Below are 19,681 nucleotides of genomic sequence, written 5' to 3'. Positions count from 1 at the left end.
GTCGTCAGGACAGGACACTCTCTCATCCGGTCCGCGCACTCCTGGCATTTCGCTCCGCTGACCCTCCGGTGCGACGGGCGTCCGCAGGCGGCGGCCCGGCCCGCCACAAGAGCGCCGTGACGTGTTTCTGCCCTCAGTGGAGGCAGGGCCCTGTCCGGTGGGGGGCGATCACGAGATATCTTGATGTCGAGCAATGTTGCAGACGTGGAGCGGAGCACCCGGTGACTGACTCGACCATCATCTACACACACACTGACGAGGCCCCGGCCTTGGCGACGTATTCGTTCCTGCCTGTGGTGGAGGCGTACGCCTCGACGGCCGGGGTCACTGTGGAGAGCCGCGATATCTCCCTCGCGGGGCGGATCCTCGCCGGCTTCCCCGAGCGTCTCCAGGAGAGCCAGCGCGTCGACGACGCACTCGCCGAGCTCGGCGAGCTGGCCAAGACCCCCGGCGCGAACATCATCAAGCTGCCGAACATCTCGGCGTCGATTCCGCAGCTCAAGGCCGCGATCGCCGAGCTGCAGGAGCAGGGCTACGCGCTGCCGGACTACCCGGACGACCCGAAGTCCGACGAGGACAAGGACGTCCGCGCGCGCTACGACAAGGTCAAGGGCAGCGCCGTCAACCCGGTCCTGCGCGAAGGCAACTCCGACCGCCGCGCGCCCGCGTCGGTCAAGAACTACGCCAAGGCCCACCCGCACCGCATGGGCAAGTGGACGTCCGACTCGAAGACGAACGTCGCCACCATGGGCGTCGACGACTTCCGCTCGACCGAGAAGTCCGTCGTCATCGCCGAGAAGGGCTCGCTGCGCATCGAGCTCGTGGGCGACGACGGCACCACCACCGTCCTTCGGGAGTCCGTACCCGTCCTCGCGGACGAGGTCGTCGACGCCTCCGTCCTGCGCGTGGCGGCGCTGCGTGAGTTCCTCAAGGCGCAGATCGCCCGCGCCAAGGCCGAGGGCGTGCTCTTCTCCGTGCACCTCAAGGCCACGATGATGAAGGTCTCCGACCCGATCATCTTCGGCCATGTCGTGCGCGCCTTCTTCCCGAAGACGTTCGCGCAGTACGCCGACGTGCTCGCGTCCGCCGGCCTGACGCCCAACGACGGTCTGGGCGGCATCTTCAAGGGCCTGGACTCGCTGCCCGAGGGCGACGCGATCAAGGCGTCCTTCGAAGCCGAGCTCGCCGAGGGCCCCGAGCTGGCGATGGTCGACTCCGACCGCGGCATCAGCAACCTGCACGTGCCGAGCGATGTCATCGTCGACGCCTCCATGCCGGCCATGATCCGCACCTCCGGCCACATGTGGGGCCCGGACGGCGGCGAGGCCGACACCCTCGCGGTGCTGCCCGACAGCAGCTACGCGGGCGTCTACCAGGTCGTCATCGACGACTGCCGCGCCAACGGCGCCTTCGACCCCGCGACGATGGGCTCGGTGCCCAACGTCGGCCTGATGGCGCAGAAGGCCGAGGAGTACGGCAGCCACGACAAGACCTTCGAGGTGCCCACCACCGGCACGGTGCGGGTCGTCGACGGCAACGGCACCGCCGTACTGGAGCAGACGGTCGGCGCGGGCGACATCTTCCGCATGTGCCAGACCAAGGACGCCCCGATCCGGGACTGGGTCAAGCTGGCCGTCACGCGCGCCCGCGCGACCGGTGACCCGGCCGTGTTCTGGCTCGACGAGGGCCGTGCGCACGACGCCAACCTGATCGCCAAGGTCAAGGCGTACCTGACGGAGCACGACACCGACGGGCTGCGCATCGAGATCATGACGCCCGAGGACGCGACCGCCTTCTCCCTGGAGCGCATCCGCCGCGGCGAGGACACCATCTCCGTCACCGGCAACGTGCTGCGTGACTACCTGACCGACCTGTTCCCGATCCTGGAGCTGGGCACGAGCGCGAAGATGCTCTCGGTCGTCCCGCTCATGAACGGCGGCGGACTGTTCGAGACGGGCGCCGGCGGTTCCGCCCCCAAGCACGTCCAGCAGCTCGTCAAGGAGAACTACCTCCGCTGGGACAGCCTGGGTGAATTCCTCGCGCTCGCCGTCAGCTTCGAGCACCTCGCGAAGACGACGGACAACGCGCGTGCCCAGGTGCTCGCCGACACCCTCGACCGCGCGACCGGCACCTTCCTCAACGAGGACAAGTCGCCGAGCCGCAAGCTGGGTGGCATCGACAACCGCGGCAGCCACTTCTACCTGGCGCTCTACTGGGCCCAGGAGCTGGCGAAGCAGACCGAAGACGCCCAGCTCGCCGAGGCGTTCGGCGCGCTCGCCCGGACGCTGGCCGAGCAGGAGCAGACCATCGTCGGCGAACTGATCGCCGTGCAGGGCTCGCCCGCCGACATCGGTGGCTACTACCAGCCCGACCCGGTGAAGGCCGCCGCCGTCATGCGCGCGTCGGCGACCCTCAACGAGGCTCTCGCGACGCTCGCCTGACACGAGCGCCCATGACGGAGGGGCCCTTGCGCAGCTGGACTGCGCAAGGGCCCCTCCGTCATGGGCGCCAACCGCCGTCGAACCCCTACAGTCAGCTCATGGACTTCAACATCACGGCTGCGGAGGAAGCCCTCGCCCTCCATGTCGTGACACGGCTGCGGGCCGGCGACTCTCCGACCGACGACGATCTCGCCGAGGAACTGGGCGAGGAGATCCGCCCGCAGCTCGCGTCGCTCCTGGCCAAGGGCTGGCTCGTCGTCGACGCCGAGCGCTCTCTGGCGCCCTCCCGCATCGCCCAGGCGGCGCTCTCCAACCGCCGCGACGCCGACGGACCGGACTGAGCGCCCTCGCCTACGGGGCTTCGGCCTTCTGGCCCACCCGGGTCATGCACAGGTTCAGCGACTCCATATGGCTGCTGTTGAGTTCCCGGTAGCGCGCCTGGCCCGGCCCGCACTCGGACTGCGACTCACGCTTGACGACCTTGTACTTCGCGTCGGGCTTGGCGCAGCCGATCAGCCGGAGTTCCGGCTCGTCGTCCGTGCCGCCCGTCTGCTCCAGACAGTCGCCGACCTGGGCGGCGTTGACGTCCTTCGGGTCGGCGGCGGGCTGCTTGCGGCTCTCGGCGTTGTACTCCTCCTGATGGGTGGCCACCCACGTCCCGACGCCGCCGAGCACCAGGATGATCAGCACGGCACGGACGATGCCGGGGATGCGTATCGTCCGCGGCGGCCGCCGGCCGGGCCCACCGGGCGCCGGGCCTCCGGGCACGGGACCCGCGGGGTAACCCTGCTGCATCCCCTGCTGCCCGTACGGCTGTCCCTGCTGCCCGTAAGGGAGTTGGCCCTGCTGCCCGTACGGCGCCTGACCCTGCCCGTACGGCGCCTGGCCCTGCCCGTAGGGGACTTGGCCCTGGCCGTACGGCTGTTGACCGTACGGCGGCGGGCCCTGACCGTATGGCTGAGGGCCGCCCTGCGGCTGGGGAGGCATGGACATGGAAGGTCCCCCTTGTGGTGACGTCATGGCGCGCCGAGTGTGGTGTGCGCACGGCGCGCCGAAGTTGATCACCGCAGGTTAACGGGCGGGCCACTGCCGGGGGGAAGGGCCCCCGGCCGAGCCGTCAGGCGGTCGTGTCCAGTGAACGGACCGCGGTGACCAGGGGGGCGAGGTCCGGATCGAGGGCGGCCTGTTCGAGGGCCTCGCGCAGCGCGGTGTCGTTGGTGGGGCGGGCTGCGGTGAGGAGCGCCAGACCCGCTTCGCTGACGTTGGTGTAGATGCCCCTGCGGTCGGTGGGGCAGAGGTAGCGCGCCAGCAGACCGCGGTCCTCCAGGCGGGTCACCAGACGGGTGGTGGCGCTCTGGCTGAGGACGACGGCGTCCGCGACCTGCTTCATCTGGAGGTGGCCGCCGTCGCCGTCGTGCTGCCGGCTCAGCACGTCGAGCAGGGAGTACTCACGGACGCTGAGGTCGTGCCGGCTCTGCAGGGCCCGCTCGATATGTGCCTCGATCCTGCTGTGCAGCAGGGAGAGCGCGCACCAGCCCTGGGCAAGGCCGGTGAGCGCGGTGTCCGTGGCGGTCATGGGGCCCTCCCGCAGTGAGTCGTCCGTGGGCGAGGTGTCGCCCGGACCTTCAGGATAGGGCACAAACGCAATATGCGGCGCTTGCAATTAACTGTCTCTGCAATTATTGTCGACGCTCGTAAGGCGCAGTCGCAATCTCCGAGAAAGGGTGGCTCCCATGCCCCTCGCGCTCCTGGCCCTCGCAGTCGGGGCCTTCGGGATCGGAACGACCGAGTTCGTGATCATGGGGTTGCTCCCCGAGGTCGCCTCCGACTTCGGTGTCTCCATCCCCACCGCCGGCTTCCTGGTCACCGGTTACGCACTCGGCGTCGTCATCGGCGCCCCGCTGATGACCGCCCTCGGCACGAAGATCCCCCGCAAGCGCATGCTGATGCTGCTGATGGGGCTCTTCGTCATCGGCAACGTGCTCTCCGCCCTCGCCCCGACCTTCGGCCTGATGGTCACCGGCCGGATCATCGCCTCGCTCGCCCACGGTGCCTTCTTCGGCATCGGTTCGGTGGTCGCCGCCGAACTGGTCGCCCCCGAGAAGAAGGCCGGAGCCATCGCCATGATGTTCACCGGCCTGACCGTCGCGAACGTCGTCGGCGTGCCGCTCGGCACCTTCGTCGGCCAGTCGATGGGCTGGCGGACCACCTTCTTCATCGTCGCCGCGCTGGGTGTCCTCGGGCTCGCCGGCATCGCCAAGCTCGTCCCCGACGTCCCCAAGCCGCAGGGCGTCCGGCTGCGCCATGAACTGGCCGCGTTCCGCAACACCCAGGTCCTGCTTGCCATGGCGATGACCGTCCTGGGCTTCGGCGGGGTCTTCGCCGCCATCACCTACATCACGCCGATGATGACCGATGTCGCCGGCTTCGCCGACGCCTCCGTCACCTGGCTGCTGGTCCTGTTCGGCCTGGGCATGGTCGGTGGCAACCTGCTCGGCGGCAAGTTCGCCGACCGCCGCCTGATGCCGATGCTCTACATCGCGCTCGGCGCCCTCGCGCTCGTCCTGGCGCTGTTCACCCTCACCGCGCACAACAAGATCGCCGCCGCCGTCACCATCGTGCTGATCGGCGCCCTCGGCTTCGCGACCGTCCCGCCGCTGCAGAAGCGCGTCCTGGACCACGCCGCAGGAGCGCCCACCCTGGCCTCCGCCGTCAACATCGGTGCCTTCAACCTCGGCAACGCGCTCTCCGCCTGGCTCGGCGGCATCGTCATCGCGGCGGGCCTCGGCTACACGGCCCCCAACTGGGTCGGCGCCGCCCTCGCCGCCTCCGCCCTGGTCCTCGCCCTCATCTCCGGCGCCCTCGAACTCCGCGACAAGCGGCGGAGCGGCGACGGGCTCGGCGGCCGCGACCGCGCCGCCGCGCCGGCCCCGGAGGCCGTACCCCAGGCCGTACGGGAGTCCGTCCCGGCCGCCTCCTGAACCCCGTCCGGCCCGGTCGGCGAGGGGGCGGCCGGGAGAAACAGGACGGACCGCGGAGTCGTGTACCCGTCGGGCCCGCCCCTCCGGGGCGATCACCACCCGCGACCACGACGAGACCCGCGACCCCGCCATCCCCACACCAGATCAACGAACCAAGGATTCACATGAGCTCCGTACCCGACGTCACCCTCAGCAGTGGCGCGAAGATCCCCCAGCTCGGCTTCGGCGTCTTCCAGGTCGAGGACGACAAGACCACCGCAGCGGTGAGCACCGCCCTGGAGGCCGGATACCGCAGCATCGACACCGCCGCCATCTACGGCAACGAATCCGGTGTCGGCCGGGCGCTCGCCGAGTCCGGCATCCCGCGCGCCGAGCTGTTCCTCACCACCAAGCTGTGGAACGCCGACCAGGGCTACGACTCCACCCTGGCCGCCTTCGACACCAGCCTGGCCAAGCTCGGCCTGGACTACGTGGACATGTACCTCATCCACTGGCCCACCCCGGCCCGTGACCTCTACCTCGACACCTGGCGGGCCATCGAGAAGCTCCAGGCCGACGGCCGCGTCCGGACGGTCGGCGTCTCCAACTTCCAGCCCGACCACCTGCGACGCCTGCTGGAGCACTCCGCCGTCACCCCGGCCGTCAACCAGGTCGAGCTGCACCCGTACCTGCAGCAGGCGCCGCTGCGCGCCTTCCACGCCGAGCACGGCATCGCGACCGAGGCCTGGAGCCCGCTGGCGCAGGGCGCCCTCCTGGAGGACGCGACGATCACCTCGATCGCCCGGAAGCACGGCACGTCACCGGCGCAGGTGGTGCTGCGCTGGCATCTGCAGCTGGGGAACATCGTCATCCCCAAGTCCGTCACGCCCGAACGCATCCGCGCGAACATCGACGTCTTCGACTTCGTCCTCTCCGCCGAGGACATGGACGCCGTGGCCGGCCTCGACCGGGGCACGCGGACGGGTCCCGACCCCGACACCCTCAACTAGCGGGCCCCGTACGGGCGTCAAGCCGATCGGGCCGGCCGCTCCGCGCACACTCCCGCGGACCGGCCGGCCCGTCGTGCGTCCGGACGCGGGCCGCACCCGGAACGGCGGAAGGCCGTGCCCCGGCGCTCAGGAACCGGCGGCCGGGTCGGGGCAGATACGTAGAACGGGCGGTCGTGGCAGAGCGTCGGCAGCGGACCGTGCGCCGTGCGGCCGGGGGGCATCGGGCTGCGCGTCATGGATCCGGTGGCCGCCGGTCCGGGGCGCTTCCAGCGGCTGCGCATCGTCGTCAGCGGGTGCGGAATGCACCTGGAGAGCCGCCAGGGCGCTCGCAAGGGTCTCACCGGTGACCTGCATCCGGATCCTGGCCAGCCGTTCCATCTCGCTGTTCGACACCGTGTCAGCGTAAGCGCGAAGAGCGCCGCTGTCCTTGCCCGTGTGGCATTCCGCGCAATTCCGTGCGGGAACGGTTGGCCGGTGCGCCATCCCATCGGGTGGGGCGGATGTGGCGGAGGCGATCGTTCCGGGCGCCGCTCACCCTCCCGTTCCACCTGCGCTGCCCCGGCCGGCTGCGCCATTCCTGCCACCCGCGCCGCGCCGATCGTCACACGCCAGGAGGGCTGCGGCCCCGCACAAGATGCGCCGGGCGGCGGCCGGCAGCACGCTGAGTTCATGGACTCGTGGCCCAAGATCGTTGTCCTTCCGCCCGAGCACGGAAGCAGACGCGTCATGACGCATGACGGCAAGCACCTGGGCGAGGTATCGAACCGGGTCGAGCTGTTCGAGTTACTGCAATACGCGGGGTGGGGCCGGGCGGAATTTCCCGCCGATGCGCTCGAACTCATCGAGTGGCGCGGGGGCGGCCCGGGACGTTGGCCGGCAAGTTCCGGACCTCCCGGGAATCCCGGCCCTCCAGGGGATACGGAAGACCAAGGGAAGGAGCCCCCTGAGAGGTAAGGCTTTCGTCGCGCTTTGGCCTTCCGGTCATCAGGCAAAAGCGGAATGAGCGGCCGTGCAGCGGCCGGCCCTGCCCACCAGGGTGCGGCGAGTCGGGAGATTCGCCCGTGCTGAAGGCGATCGCAGACGTATTCCGGGCCATCGGTGGGGCCATCGCCACCGTCGTCACCCTGCCGTTCCGGGCCGTCGCCCGGCTCTTCGGCGGCGCATCCGACTCCGCCCACGGACGCCACTGACCTCGCGCACCCCCTCGGCAGGGCCCCGCCCTGGCTGCTCCCCCCGCCGGCCGGCGGGGCCGCCGAGGTGACGGGGCCCGTTCCGGTGGGCAGGAAAGCGGTACTGTCCCGCGACAATCGGTGCGGGGGATGCACGGGGGAGTCGTATGGGCGGGGGACGGCTGCGCGGCGCGGGAGTTGCCGCGCTGGCTCTCACCGGGGCCGTCGTGGCGACACTGCTGGGGCTGGCGGCGAACGAGGCGTCGTCAGCGCCACGCTGGCCCGGGGCCCTGGACGTACTGCGCCAGTATCCGTGGCTGTCCAGTGGCCTGCTGACGGCGCTGGGCGTGGCGCTGGCCCTGTTGGTGCAGCGGGCGCAGCACAACCCGGTGGCCGGGGACCCGCCGTTGCCCGCGCCACCGTCCGTACCGGGGTGGGTGGTTGACCGCACCGAGGCCGCCGACGTCATCGCGGCGGTGTGTGCCCGGGACCGCCGGACGGTGGGCATCACCACGGCGTTGGAGGGTGCGGGCGGCTTCGGGAAGACCACGCTGGCCGAAGTGGTGTGCGCCAACCGCCGGGTACGACGGCACTTTCGCGGGCGCGTGTTCGTGGTGACGGTGGGTCGCGAGGTGCGCGGCCGGGCCGCGATCGCGGCGAAGGTGGCCGAGGTGACCCGCTTCCTCACCGGCGACACCACCACATTCGACGACGCGGCGCTGGCCGGCGCCCACCTCGGCCGGCTGCTCGACCGACGGCCGCGCACCCTGCTGCTCCTGGACGACGTGTGGGAGCGCGAGCAGCTGGAGCCCTTTCTGCTCGGCGGCCACGGCTGCATGCGGTTGGTGACCACGCGCATCGCCGGGATCCTGCCCGGTGACGCGGCCCGGGTGCGGGTGGACGCGATGTCGCGCGCGCAGGCCCGCACCGTGCTCAGCTGGGAACTGCCCCCACTTCCCGGGCCGTTGACCGACGGGCTGCTGGCGGTGACGGGACAGTGGCCACTGCTGCTGCGCCTCACCAACCGCCTGATCGCCGCCGACCTGTCCACCGGATCCGCTCCGGCCGAGGCCGCGGAGCGGGTACTGCGCCGGCTGCGGGTGGACGGACCGGCCGGGATAGACCCGTCGGAGCCGCTGGACCTCGATGACCCCAAGCGGCGTCGCAGGGCGGTGCGGGCGACAGTCGAGGCCGCCACCCGGCTGTTGCCCGCGGGGGGAGACGAGCGGTTCGCGGAGCTCGGCATCTTCGCCGAGGACGAAGCCGTACCGGTCCCGCTCGCGGCCCAGCTGTGGCAGGAGACGGGCGGCATGCCGGAGGCGGACGCCCGGGAGCTCTGCCGGACCCTGGCGCGGCTGTCCCTCCTGAGCCTGGCCCCCGGCAACGGAGGCCATCTCGCGCTGCACGACGTGATCCGCGACTACCTGCGCAGCCAACTCGGGCCCGCAGGGCTGACCCTGGCGAACGCCGCCCTCGTCGACCGGATCGCGGCGGACCTGCCCGTGGCGACGCCGCTCGTGCCCGACGGCTCCCGCCCGCGGGCGGCGTGGTGGGAGACGACGGACGGATACGTGCTGGACCATCTGATCGCCCATCTGCTCGCGGCGGACCGCACGGACCGGGCCGAGGCCGTCGCCGGCGACCTGCGCTGGATCGAGACCCGGCTCCACCAGCGCGGGCCGAGCGCCCCGTGGAACGACCTGCAGCAGATCCCCACCGCCACCGCGGAATCCCGGGCCCGCGATCTGGCGCGTACCTCCCACCATCTGCACCCCACGCAGCCCGGCCACGCGCTCACCGCGGTCCTGCACAGCCGGCTGGGCGCGCTCGGCGACTGGCACGATCAGGCCGCCGCCCGCCGGCCCGGTCTTCCGCTCCCCGCCCTGACGGACCGCTGGCCGCCGCCCGACCTGCCCGCTCCCGCCTTCCAACGCGCCCTCACCCACACCGACGAGGTGACCGCCCTCGCCATCGCCCCGGACGGCAGCTGGCTCGCCACGGCGGCTGAGGACGGCAGCGTGCGGCTGTGGGACGTGGCCGCCGGCGCCTGCACGGCCACCTTCCCGAGCTCCGCCGGCCGGGTGCATGCGATGGCGGTGACCCCCGACGGCAGCCGGCTCGTGACCACCGGCGACGACGGCGCGGCGCGGGTGTGGGACGTGGCGGGCGGCCGCTGCACGGCAACGCTCACCGGCCACACCGGCCGCGTCAACGCCGTCACGGTCGCACCGGACGGCACCTGGTTCGCCACCTCCGGGGACGACGGCCTCGTCCAGGTCTGGGACTTCGCCGACGGCGTCCGTACGGCGACCCTGACCGGTCACACCAGCCGTATCAACGGGCTGGTCATCGCGCCGGACGGCAGTTGGCTGGCCACCGCCGGCTCCGACGGGTCGGTACGGATGTGGGACGTGGACAGCGAGATCTGCACCGCGGCACGCGACGGCCACTACAGCTGGGTGTGCGCGATGACGGTGGCGGCGGACGGGTCCTGGATCGCCACGGTCGGCGACGACGGCTCGATGCGCTCCTGGGATGCGGAGAACGGAGCGCGCTCCGGCACTCTCGGCGGGCGGACCGACCGGGTCGACGCGGCGGACATCGCCCCGGACGGCAGCTGGCTGGCCACCGCGAGCCCCGACGGTTCGGTACGGATCTGGGACGCGGTCAGCCGCGCCTGCACGGTGACGCTCACCGGCCACACCAGCCGGGTGAACGCGGTGGCCATCGCTCCCGACGGGACGTGGCTCGCCACGGCCGGCGACGACCGTACGGTGCGGATCTGGCGCGTGGTCACCCGGCAGACGCTCGCCGCCCCGCACGCCGCAGCGGTGCACACCGTGGCGATCGCGCCGGACGGCAGCTGGTTCGCCACGGCGGGGGAGGACGGGACGGTGCGCAGGTGGGACGCCGTCGACGGCGGGTGCCTGGCCGAACTGACGGGCCACACCGGCCGGGTGAACGCCGTGGCCATCGCTCCCGACGGGACCTGGCTGGCCACCGCGGGCGGCGACGGGACGGTACGGGTGTGGGACGCGGCGGACGGCACGTGCACCGCCGCCCTCACCGGCCAGGGCAGCCCGGTGAACGACGTCGCCATCGCTCCCGACGGGACCTGGCTGGCCACCGCGGGCGGCGACGGGACGGTACGGGTGTGGGACACGGCGGACGGCACGTGCACCGCCACCCTCACCGGTCACGGCAGCCAGGTGAACGCGGTGGCGATCGCCCCGGACGGCGGCTGGCTCGCCGGCTGCGGCGACGACGGCAGAGTCCGCATATGGGATCCCGTCAGCGGCAGCTGCACCCGCCAACTCCACGTCCGGCACGGCACCCGGGTGTACGCGGTGGCCATCTCCCCGGACGGGACCTGGCTGGTCACGGCCTGCCAGGACGGGGTGCTGCGGAAATGGGGGATGACCGACGACGTGCCCGTCGCCACGTCCATCGGCGACCGCGGCCAGACCCACGCGGTGGCGATCGCCCCCGACGGCGGCTGGCTGGCCACGGCCGGCGGCGACGGAGCGGTACGCCTGTGGGACATGACCACCGGCCGGTGCACCGCGACCCTCACCGGTCACGGCAGCCGGGTGAACGCCGTGGCCATCTCCCCGGACGGCACGTGGCTCGCCGGCGCCGGCGACGACCGTACGGCACGCGTCTGGAACACCGCCCCGGAGGACACCGCGGAGGATCGGGGCGCATCCGTCCGCGCGTTGGCCTTCACTCCCGACGGGAGCCGGCTGGCGGGCGCGGGCGGAGCGGGAACGGTGCGCGTGTGGGACACCGCGAGCGGCCGGTGCACGGGCGCGTTCACCGGCCGCGGCGGCCCGGTCAACGCCCTCGCCATCGCCCCGGACGGCGCGTCGCTCGCGGGCGCAGGCGACGGAGGGGCGGTCACGGTGCGGGATCTGGCCGACGGTACCTGCACCGCCACCCTCTTCGGCCACACCCACCACATCAACGCGCTGGCCATCGCCCCGGACGGCTCATGGCTGGTGACGGCCGGCGCCGACAGGACGGTCCGGGTATGGGACCTGGCCGACGGCACCTGCACCACCACACACCCCAGCCACACCGGCTACGTCAACGCCGTGGCGATCGCGCCCGACGGCAGCTGGTTCGCCACGGCCGGCAGCAACCGGGAGGTGCGGATCTGGGACACGGCGGCCGGCGCCTGCACCGCCACCCTCACCGGCCACGGCAGCCGGGTGAACGCGGTGGCGATCGCGCCCGACGGGACCTGGCTCGCCACCGCCGGCGACGACCGGACCGTACGGGTCTGGGACGTCCACCACCGCACCTGCCTCGCGGTCCTCACCGGTCACAGCAGCCGGATCAACTGCGTGGCGAGTTCTCCGGACGGCGCGTTCCTCGCCACCGCCGGCGACGACCACACGGTACGGATCTGGGACCGGCAATCGGGCCGGCCCCTCGCCATGATGCGAACCGAGGCGTCGATGTCCGCCTGCGCCTGGGCCCCGAACGGGCTCGAACTGGCCGCAGGGGGCAGCCGGGGCCTCTACTTCTACCGGTTCCACCCCGGCGAGGGGCGTCAGGAGTGCGGGGCGCCGTAGTGGCCGGCCAGCTTCTGGTGGTAGTCGTCGTCACCGATGTGCTTGTCCATGTCGAACTCCGGGGCGTTCTTGATGTCGTCCTTGGTCCGGGACAGGTAGATCGTGGTCTTGCCGAGGTCGATGGAGGAGATGGTTCCGGCGGGCAGCAGGACATGCCTGCCGAAGATCCATACGCCGGTGTCGACGACCAGGTATGCGGCGCCCGCCTCGTCCGAGTGCTTGTCGACCTTGCCGATCCGCCCGTCGATGGCCTCGACGTCGAAGCCGACCAGATCCGTCCCTGGCTGGTGGCCCGCGGCCTCGCTGTAATGCCACATGCGATCCGTCACGGAAAACTCCAAACCTACGGACTTCCCGGCTTCCCCTTGCCTTTCCGAGAAGCGGAAGGACGCGGGTGGCGGGGAAGAGGGGTGATGGGGACGTGGGAGCCCCGCCGGTTTTCGTCCGGCGGGGCTCCCTTTCGGGATGTCAGGCCTTCGGGTTTCAGGATGTCATCCGGTCTGCCGGTCTTCAGGAATTTCGTCGCTCGGACATGCCTACCAGCGATACCAGCGGCCTCGGTGGCCTCCGGCGCCGGTCGAGCGCATGAGGAAGCCGAGCAGCCAGATCGCCAGGACGACGACGGCGACGATCCACAGGGCCTTCAGTGCGAATCCGGCACCGAAGAGAACCAGCGCGAGGAGCAGGACCAGGAGCAGGGGAACCATTGCTTCAACCTCCGGATCGGCACTTCCCTCCATGAGGTAATAATGCGCCTCGCCGACGGAAAGCGCCGAGTCGATTCGGGGTGGGGCCTTCGGTGCTGCGAGCCGGGAATCCGGCTTCAGATACGGCCATGGGTGAGCCGTGTCAGCGGCCCGCTGCGTGCCTTGGCGGTGGCGAGGCCGGCGGCGAACGCCGCCCCGGCGACACCCATCAGCCCGGCTCCGGCACCGGCGGCGAGGGCCTTGCGATTCCTGACCGCCGTCCGGGCGACTGCTGCTCCGGCGCCGGAATTCTTCCGCTCTCCGTTCGTGTGTTCTTTGCTCATACCATTCGCCTTGCCGCTCAAATCCGTTCGAAACATGGGGAGTTGCTCTGAGGCGCCCCAAGGGAAGCTTCCGTGTACCCGCGGGGCTTATCCCGAGGGGAATTCCGCGAAACGATGTGCCCTGGCAGGATTCGGCCGCACCGGAGGAATTCCGGTGCGGCCGGTGGGCGGGCTCAGGACGTGCCGGAGTACCGGTGGCGGGCCCATGCGGGAAGCGCGAACCAACTGAGCAGAAACCACACGACGAGCCCCCCGGCAATCCACGGAACGGTGCCGTTGTCGTCCATCGCGACGCGCAGGACCAGCAGCAGCGCCGAGGTGACCGTGGCCAGGAGAAGGACGATCCCGGCGACGGTCAGCCGGGATGCCCAGATCCCCGTCTCCGCCTTGATGTGGTGGCCGGTCACCAGCCGGTGAAAGGTCACCGGGCCGATCAGCGCGCCGGTGGTCGCGGCACCCAGCAGCACGGTCACCACGTAGATGGCCTTGTCGGCCCCGGAGAGGGTGGTGAAGCGAGGGGTGAAGACGACGGCCAGCAGGAAGCCGAACAGGATCTGGACACCGGTCTGGGTGACCCGCACCTCCTGCAGCAGCTCGTTCCAGCGCCGGTCGGCCCGCTGCTGCACCCCTACCCGCCGCATGCGGCGGAAGCGACCCTGCCCACTTCTAGTAGCGGTGCTCCTCGACGTCGACCACGTGCGCGCCGGGGGACGGCGGCTGGGTGCGACGCCGCTTGAGGATGTTCACGTAGGCCGCGAGGCCGATGATGCCGACAACCATCATGATGATGCCAACGAGATCGAGGTTGACCCCGGCCATGTGCCAGTCCACCGCGAACGTGAGGATGGCCCCCACTGCGAGCAGACCGATGCAACCGCCGATACCCATGGTGTCCTCCTCATAACTTCCCTGAGAAAAAAGCTTGTTGGTGCACCGCGTACCCGCCGCGGAGCCCTTCATGTCCGTGACCCGTGTCCTGAGCAGCAGGGGCCGGCTGCCCGGTGGCCGACCGGCGCCCACGGAGCCTGCTGCCCGTCCACCGCACACCACCCGAAAGGCGGAGCAATGACCGACCTGCGCCATGTCCTGGAAAACCACCTCCCGCACGCCCCTCACGCCGACCGGGGAAAGACGCCGGGAGCGGTGGCCCTGGTGGCCCATGGCGACCGGGTGGAGGTGCAGGCCGTCGGCTCCGCCGACGTGGCGGGCAGCTCGCCGATCGCCAGGGACTCGATCTTCCGGATCGCTTCGCTCACCAAACCCGTCGTCGCCGCCGCGGTCATGATGCTGGTCGAGGACGGCCGGATCGCGCTGGACGACCCCGTCGGCACCTGGCTGCCCGAGCTGGCGTCACCTTCCGTCGTCCGCAGGCCGGACGGTCCGGTCGACGACGTGGTTCCGGCCGTCCGGTCGATCACCGTGGCCGATCTGCTCACCTTCCGTGCCGGGTACGGCTTCCCGTCCGACTTCTCGTTGCCGGCGGTCGGGCTGCTGTTCTCGGAGCTGCAGCAGGGGCCTCCGCAGCCGCAGCGCGTCGCCCCGCCGGACGAGTGGATGGCGAAGCTGTCCCGTATCCCCCTGCTGCACCAGCCGGGGGAGGCCTGGCTGTACAACACCTGCTCCGACATCCTGGGCGTGCTGATCGCCCGGGTCTCGGGCCGCCCCCTCCCCGCATTCCTCGCCGAGCGACTGTTCGGCCCGCTGGGCATGGCCGACACCGGGTTCGCGGTCCCGGCAGGCTCACTCGACCGGTTCACCAGTTTCTACCGGACGGATCCGGCGGGCGGCCTGGAGCTGGTCGACGCCCCCGACGGGCAGTGGAGCAGCCTGCCGGCATTCCCGTCCGGCGCCGGCGGGCTCGTCTCGACCGTCGACGACGTGCACTCCTTCGCCCGCATGCTGCTCGCCGACGGCGCGGCAGGGGCCGGCGGCGGACCGCAGCTGCTGTCGCCCGTGTCGGTGCGCCAGATGACCACCGATCACCTGACCCGCACCCAGCGGGAGGAGGGCAGGCTGTTCCTGGAGGGCCAGGGCTGGGGGTTCGGCGGCTCGGTCGACGTCGAGGCCATCGACCCCTGGAATGTGCCCGGCCGCTACGGCTGGGTCGGCGGCACCGGAACGGCGGCGCACCTCACCGCGTCCACCGGGACGGTCACCATCCTGCTCAGCCAACTGGAGTTGGCCGGACCGACCCCGCCCGAACTGATGCGGGCCCTCTGGCGGTACGCGGCCGACGCCTGAGGCGGGGTGTCGCCCGCTCGGTGGCGAGGGCCGCCGGGGTGGACGATCCGCGCGACCGGGGCGAGGGGGACCGGCCCGCCGACCACCGGCGCGCGCGAGCCGACCACCGCTCACACGCCGGAGCTACGCCGCGCAGAACTCGTTGCCCTCCGGGTCCTGCATGATCCACCAGTGCCCGGCCGGCCCCTGGTCCACCTCGCGGACGCGGGTCGCCCCCAGGCCTTCCAGCCGGTCCACCAGCGCGTCGAGCCCGCCGGGCCCGCTGTGGATGTCCAGGTGCAGGCGGTTCTTGCCGGACTTGCCCTCGGGTACGTCCTGGAAGAGCAGGCGGCGGCCGTGCCCGGTGCCGCTGGTCTCGTCGTACGGGTCTTCGGGGTGGCGGATCGCGGCGTAGCCGCGGAAGGTCTGGTGACCGTGGTGCTCGACGACCGCTTCCTCGCCGATGTGCCCGGCGGCCAGCAGACTCCCGACGAGGGAACTGGGGTCTTCCACCTCGTAGTCCAGTGCCGCGGCCCAGAAGTCGGCAAGGGCGGGCGCGTTCGTGCTGTCGATGACGAGCTTCCAGTGCAGTGCCATGCGGCCAGTCAACCAAAGGACGGACGCTGCGCTCCCACACCGGCGGCCCGTGTCGATGCGCCCCCGGCGTCCTGCGCTTGCCGCCGCGCCGTGTCAGCCGACGAGGCCGGTGAGCACCCAGCGCACCATCCGCTCGAACGACGCCTGGGGGTTCGCCGGACCGTCGACGGCGGTGGTTCCGGCGGTGGTTCCGTTGGTGGGTGCCTCTGCCATGGCCGCGGCGAGGAGTGGGTGGTTCCCGTCGGAGGCGGCGCCGGCCAGGTAGGCGGCCTGCGCCGCCTGCCGGTCCGTGGGCGATCGGCGGCCGTGGAGCTCCAGCCTGGCGAACTGCGTCACCAGGCTGTTCAGCAGGGCCAGCGCCGCCAGCTTGGCCGGACCCGGCAGCGATGCCGGCGCCATCGCGCGCAGCCCGTATTCGAGGTGGTCGAGTCCGCGGGGGCCCGCCCGCAGGTGTTCCGGCGGGACGTCGAGCAGCCAGGGGTGCCGGAGGTGCACCGCCTTCGTCCGGTCGGCGAGGGCCACCAGGTCATCGACGGGATCGCCGCTGAGGGGCACGCCGAGATCGATCTCGCCCGCCATGGCGTCCACCGTCAGATCGACGAGGTCGTCACGGCTGCCGACATAGCGGTACAGGGACGCCGGTCCCGTGTCCAGCATCGTGGCGACCTGCCGCATCGACACCGCGGCCAGCCCGCCTTCGTCGGCCAACTCGACTGCGGCGGCGGTGACTTGTACGCGGCTGCGCTCCGGCGCCGGGCCGCGCGCCCCGCGGTCGGGCCGCGTCCACACCGTCGCCGGCTGGTCTACCGCCAGTGCCCTCACCTCACTCCTCAGCCCGTACGTTCCGCTGTGTACGTGATTCCGGCCCCGTACCTGACTCCTTGTACGTGACTCTTGATGCCCATGCCCATGCCCATGCCCATGCCCCTGCCCCTGCCCATGCCCATGCCCATGCCCATGCCCCTGCTCTCATACTGCGAACGCCGATCGCAGTATGAGGGAGGAGTGGAGGTGGCACATGAACGCGCGGATCGGACCGGACGCACGGAATGAGCCGAGCGCATCGGACGCGCCGGACGTGGCGAACGAGGCGGACGCGCCGTCGGCCTGCCGGTGGACCCCGGTCGGCTGGGCCGAGAACGGCGAAGTCAGGCTGGACTGCGACCAGTTGGCAGGTGGTGAGGGTGGTGACCCCTTCTGCTGATCACCGGCCTCGGGGCCTCCCGGCTGTGGCTGCCGGACGGGCTGTGCCAGGCGCTCGCCGCACAGGGCTTCGCCGTCGCCCGCTACGACCCACGCGACGCCGGGCAGTCCACGCATCTGCCGCCCACGGCCACCCGCAACCCCCTCGCCGCGCTGTTCGGCAGACGCGGCGAGGCGTATACGGCCGAGGACATGGCTGACGACGCGATCGCGGTCATGGACGCCCTGGGCCGGCGTTCCGCGCACCTCTTCGGCCAGTCGCTCGGTGGCGCGGTCGCCCAGCGCGTCGCGGTGCGGCACCCGGACCGGGTCCGGACGCTGACGTCGATGTCCGCGATCCCCGGGGACGCCGCGGGACTGCAGGCTCTCCGGTACGTACGGCTGCGCACTCTGGCGAGATTCGCCCGCCTGACATTCCCTGACACCGCGGAGGGTGACGTGGCGGCCGGCGTCGCCGTCGCCCGCCTCCTCGCGTCGCCGGCCAGGCCGTTCGACGAGCGGGCCGCGCGCGAGTCGGCCGTACGGATCGCCGACAACGGCATCCGTGATCCGCAGGCCCAGAGCCGCCAGATCGGTGCACAGTGGCACGGCCCGGACATCGAGGCGATCAGGGTGCCCACCCTGGTGCTGCACGGAGCGGACGACCCGTTGATCCGGCCCAGCGGGGGACGGCGGACTGCCGACCGTATCCCCGGCGCACGAGGGGTCACCCTGCCGGGCGTGGGCCACGATCTGCCCGAGGGACAGTGGGAGGTCATCGCCACCGAGGTCCGCCGGCTCGCGGACGGTCCGGGCGCGAGCGATGCGGGCACGGGAGCCGACAACGGAACGGGCGGCTGCGAGAGGAGGCGTGGTGGGGAGAGACGAGGCCGATGGCGCTGGTGGGCCTGGTGACGCAGGTGAGGAAGGCCCAGAAGGCCCAAAAGGCCAAGGAAGCGGGGAAGGCTTGCCGGAGAGCGTGTTCTGGTCGATCGAGGTGCGCGATCAGATCCGGGTGCATGAGCCGGACCACGGGAGTCGGTCGGAGCGGTCGGAGGGGGCGTCGGGCGCGGACGTGGCGCCGGGGGAGGGGAGTTCATCCGTCCCCTCCTATGCCCCGTTCGTCCGCGTGGCGGTCCTGCGGTGTCCGGAGTGCGGTGCGGACCGTGGCTGGACGGCGATGGGCGCGTGGACGGACCCCGTACGGCTCATCTGCCCCGTCGGACACGCGTGGACGCCGTGGGAGGACGACCCGGACAAGGGCCGCTCCCTGATGCAGGAACTCATCATCGCCGGCGGCATCGAGGAGGCCGGCGGCGACGGAAGTCAGGAGCCCGGCCCATGAGGTGGCGGTAGGCGGCACTTCGGGTGGCCCGTGGCGGAACGCGGGAACGCGGGAACGCGGGAACGTGGGAACGCGAACGGGGCAGGAGGGCGGGCGCGCCGGGCCGCCTTGTGTGCCTCCTTGTGCCGTACGGGGGCGGCCTCACCCGGTGCGGGACGGTGCGCCTTCGACGCGGGCCGCGGGCTGGGCGGGAATGAGAGCCGAAGCGGCGCGGGCGCCGACGGGACGCGTGCGGGCGGTCCTTGGGCGTGCGAGGTGCAGGATTGCCGAGGACACCCGGGCGGCCGCGTCCGGGACCTGGCGGAAGCTGGGGAAGTCGTTGATGTCGACGGCGATCGGTCCGTCCGGGCCGAGCAGGATGTCGACTCCGAAGAGGTCGAGTCCGAAGGCCGCGCCGATGTCGGTGGTGATCCGGGCGACTTCCCGGGGCAGCGGAACCCGCCGCTCGCGGACCGTGCGGCCCGGGTGCAACGGTGAGCTCCGTTCGGTCGCGAAGAGCTCCCCGTCGATGCAGTACACCTTCAGATCCGTACCGGAGTTGGGGACGTAGGGCTGGGCGATGAGCATGCCGTCACCCGTCGTTTCGCCGTTCGGAGTGCCCGCGGCGGACAGCCGGTCCGGTGTGGCGACCAGGCGGACGGCGCGCCCGGAACTGCCCTCGGCCGGTTTGACCACGAGTGGGAAGTCCGCTTCGGGGATGTCCGCCAACTCCTCCCAGCGGGCCGCCGCATAGGTCACCGGGACCGGGATCCCGCGGCTGCGTGCGATCGCGGCGGCCAGCGCCTTGTCGCGCACTCCCCGGATCGCGCCCGCCTCGTTGACCGTGGTCAGGCCGACCGCGGACGCGGCTTCCAGCAGGCTCAGCCCCGGTCCTCCGGAGACGGTCTTGAGGATCCAGGCGTCGTGCCCGGCCGCCTGGATCTCCTCGGTCATACGGACCAGTGACCGGCCGGGCCGCAGAATGTCCACCTGATGGCCCCAGGCGGTGAGTTGGCCGATGACGTCCTGCGGCATGCCGTCGTAGCGGTACTGCTCCTCCACCAGGAAGCAGAGTTTCATCGGTGTACCCCCGTAATGCCGAACGTCCGCCGTCCGTCCGGCAGATCCATGACGCCTCGGGGATCCTACGCGCTAACTTCTACAGTGCTGT

Annotated in this window: 19 protein-coding genes and 1 pseudogene; 9 read left to right on the top strand and 11 right to left on the bottom strand. The window is 71.6% G+C overall.

Annotation, left to right across the window (positions count from 1 at the left end):
- Nucleotides 1–221: 221 nt before the first annotated feature.
- Nucleotides 222–2,441, top strand: a complete 2,220-nt coding sequence (locus ACIRQ7_RS08185; RefSeq protein WP_403671135.1) for an NADP-dependent isocitrate dehydrogenase — start codon at nt 222–224, stop codon at nt 2,439–2,441.
- Between the two features lie 98 nt (nt 2,442–2,539).
- The gene (locus tag ACIRQ7_RS08180) at nt 2,540–2,782 is read left to right on the top strand and encodes a hypothetical protein (protein WP_401468542.1); all 243 of its coding nucleotides are present in this window, start codon (nt 2,540–2,542) and stop codon (nt 2,780–2,782) included.
- A 10-nt stretch (nt 2,783–2,792) separates the two neighbouring features.
- Here ACIRQ7_RS08180 and ACIRQ7_RS08175 read toward each other — a convergent pair whose 3' ends face one another.
- Nucleotides 2,793–3,434: a hypothetical protein gene (locus ACIRQ7_RS08175; protein WP_404260875.1), complete on the bottom strand. Its 642-nt coding sequence runs from the start codon at nt 3,432–3,434 to the stop codon at nt 2,793–2,795.
- A gap of 124 nt (nt 3,435–3,558) precedes the next feature.
- On the bottom strand, nt 3,559–4,017 hold the full coding sequence (locus tag ACIRQ7_RS08170; protein WP_404260874.1) for a MarR family winged helix-turn-helix transcriptional regulator: 459 nt from the start codon (nt 4,015–4,017) through the stop codon (nt 3,559–3,561).
- A 157-nt stretch (nt 4,018–4,174) separates the two neighbouring features.
- Between ACIRQ7_RS08170 and ACIRQ7_RS08165 the strand changes: the two genes are divergently transcribed.
- On the top strand, nt 4,175–5,422 hold the full coding sequence (locus ACIRQ7_RS08165) for an MFS transporter (RefSeq protein ID WP_404260873.1): 1,248 nt from the start codon (nt 4,175–4,177) through the stop codon (nt 5,420–5,422).
- A 164-nt stretch (nt 5,423–5,586) separates the two neighbouring features.
- Nucleotides 5,587–6,411 (top strand): aldo/keto reductase, encoded by an 825-nt coding sequence (locus ACIRQ7_RS08160; RefSeq protein WP_404260872.1) that lies wholly within the window; start codon nt 5,587–5,589, stop codon nt 6,409–6,411.
- A gap of 126 nt (nt 6,412–6,537) precedes the next feature.
- On the opposite strand, the gene ACIRQ7_RS08155 is transcribed toward ACIRQ7_RS08160, so the two are convergent.
- Nucleotides 6,538–6,804 carry a hypothetical protein gene (locus tag ACIRQ7_RS08155; RefSeq protein WP_404260870.1) on the bottom strand — a complete coding sequence of 89 codons (267 nt, stop codon included), beginning with the start codon at nt 6,802–6,804 and terminating at the stop codon, nt 6,538–6,540.
- 668 nt (nt 6,805–7,472) lie between these two features.
- On the opposite strand from ACIRQ7_RS08155, the gene ACIRQ7_RS08150 reads away from it, so the two are divergent.
- Both ACIRQ7_RS08150 and ACIRQ7_RS08145 read left to right on the top strand, forming a co-directional pair.
- Nucleotides 7,473–7,601 (top strand): LPFR motif small protein, encoded by a 129-nt coding sequence (locus tag ACIRQ7_RS08150; protein ID WP_401468560.1) that lies wholly within the window; start codon nt 7,473–7,475, stop codon nt 7,599–7,601.
- A gap of 146 nt (nt 7,602–7,747) precedes the next feature.
- Nucleotides 7,748–12,157, top strand: coding sequence for an NB-ARC domain-containing protein (locus tag ACIRQ7_RS08145; protein WP_404260868.1), 4,410 nt, complete (start codon nt 7,748–7,750; stop codon nt 12,155–12,157).
- Here ACIRQ7_RS08145 and ACIRQ7_RS08140 read toward each other — a convergent pair.
- The 5 genes from ACIRQ7_RS08140 to ACIRQ7_RS08120 all read right to left on the bottom strand — a co-directional run bounded on the left by ACIRQ7_RS08140 (nt 12,136) and on the right by ACIRQ7_RS08120 (nt 14,075).
- On the bottom strand, nt 12,136–12,486 hold the full coding sequence (locus ACIRQ7_RS08140; protein ID WP_404260866.1) for a PRC-barrel domain-containing protein: 351 nt from the start codon (nt 12,484–12,486) through the stop codon (nt 12,136–12,138). The genes ACIRQ7_RS08145 and ACIRQ7_RS08140 overlap by 22 nt on opposite strands.
- Before the next feature lie 207 nt (nt 12,487–12,693).
- Complete coding sequence (locus ACIRQ7_RS08135) at nt 12,694–12,864, bottom strand: hydrophobic protein (protein ID WP_401468569.1); 171 nt, start codon at nt 12,862–12,864, stop codon at nt 12,694–12,696.
- Nucleotides 12,865–12,980: 116 nt separating this feature from the next.
- Entirely contained in the window at nt 12,981–13,187 is a 207-nt protein-coding gene (locus tag ACIRQ7_RS08130) for a hypothetical protein (RefSeq protein ID WP_401468572.1), read from the bottom strand.
- A 173-nt stretch (nt 13,188–13,360) separates the two neighbouring features.
- Nucleotides 13,361–13,828 (bottom strand): DUF6328 family protein, encoded by a 468-nt coding sequence (locus tag ACIRQ7_RS08125; protein WP_404260864.1) that lies wholly within the window; start codon nt 13,826–13,828, stop codon nt 13,361–13,363.
- Nucleotides 13,829–13,853: 25 nt separating this feature from the next.
- On the bottom strand, nt 13,854–14,075 hold the full coding sequence (locus ACIRQ7_RS08120; protein WP_401468578.1) for a DUF6458 family protein: 222 nt from the start codon (nt 14,073–14,075) through the stop codon (nt 13,854–13,856).
- A 177-nt stretch (nt 14,076–14,252) separates the two neighbouring features.
- Here ACIRQ7_RS08120 and ACIRQ7_RS08115 point away from each other — a divergent pair, with 177 nt between their 5' ends.
- Nucleotides 14,253–15,428, top strand: coding sequence for a serine hydrolase domain-containing protein (locus tag ACIRQ7_RS08115; protein ID WP_404260862.1), 1,176 nt, complete (start codon nt 14,253–14,255; stop codon nt 15,426–15,428).
- Nucleotides 15,429–15,551: 123 nt separating this feature from the next.
- Here ACIRQ7_RS08115 and ACIRQ7_RS08110 read toward each other — a convergent pair whose 3' ends face one another.
- The gene (locus tag ACIRQ7_RS08110; RefSeq protein WP_401468584.1) at nt 15,552–16,004 is read right to left on the bottom strand and encodes a VOC family protein; all 453 of its coding nucleotides are present in this window, start codon (nt 16,002–16,004) and stop codon (nt 15,552–15,554) included.
- 93 nt (nt 16,005–16,097) lie between these two features.
- The gene (locus ACIRQ7_RS08105; protein WP_404260861.1) at nt 16,098–16,826 is read right to left on the bottom strand and encodes a TetR/AcrR family transcriptional regulator; all 729 of its coding nucleotides are present in this window, start codon (nt 16,824–16,826) and stop codon (nt 16,098–16,100) included.
- 172 nt (nt 16,827–16,998) lie between these two features.
- On the opposite strand from ACIRQ7_RS08105, the pseudogene ACIRQ7_RS08100 reads away from it, so the two are divergent.
- Both ACIRQ7_RS08100 and ACIRQ7_RS08095 read left to right on the top strand, forming a co-directional pair.
- Nucleotides 16,999–18,101, top strand: a pseudogene (locus ACIRQ7_RS08100) (alpha/beta fold hydrolase).
- 52 nt (nt 18,102–18,153) lie between these two features.
- Nucleotides 18,154–18,531 (top strand): hypothetical protein, encoded by a 378-nt coding sequence (locus ACIRQ7_RS08095; protein ID WP_404260860.1) that lies wholly within the window; start codon nt 18,154–18,156, stop codon nt 18,529–18,531.
- 141 nt (nt 18,532–18,672) lie between these two features.
- On the opposite strand, the gene ACIRQ7_RS08090 is transcribed toward ACIRQ7_RS08095, so the two are convergent.
- Entirely contained in the window at nt 18,673–19,590 is a 918-nt protein-coding gene (locus tag ACIRQ7_RS08090; RefSeq protein WP_404260858.1) for a RimK family alpha-L-glutamate ligase, read from the bottom strand.
- Between the last annotated feature and the right edge of the window lie 91 nt (nt 19,591–19,681).

It is taken from the genome of Streptomyces sp. NPDC101393, assembly GCF_044767385.1.
Lineage (GTDB): Bacteria > Actinomycetota > Actinomycetes > Streptomycetales > Streptomycetaceae > Streptomyces.
The sequence above is the reverse complement of the archived record's forward strand: the minus strand, read 5'-3'. Positions and strand labels throughout refer to the sequence as shown.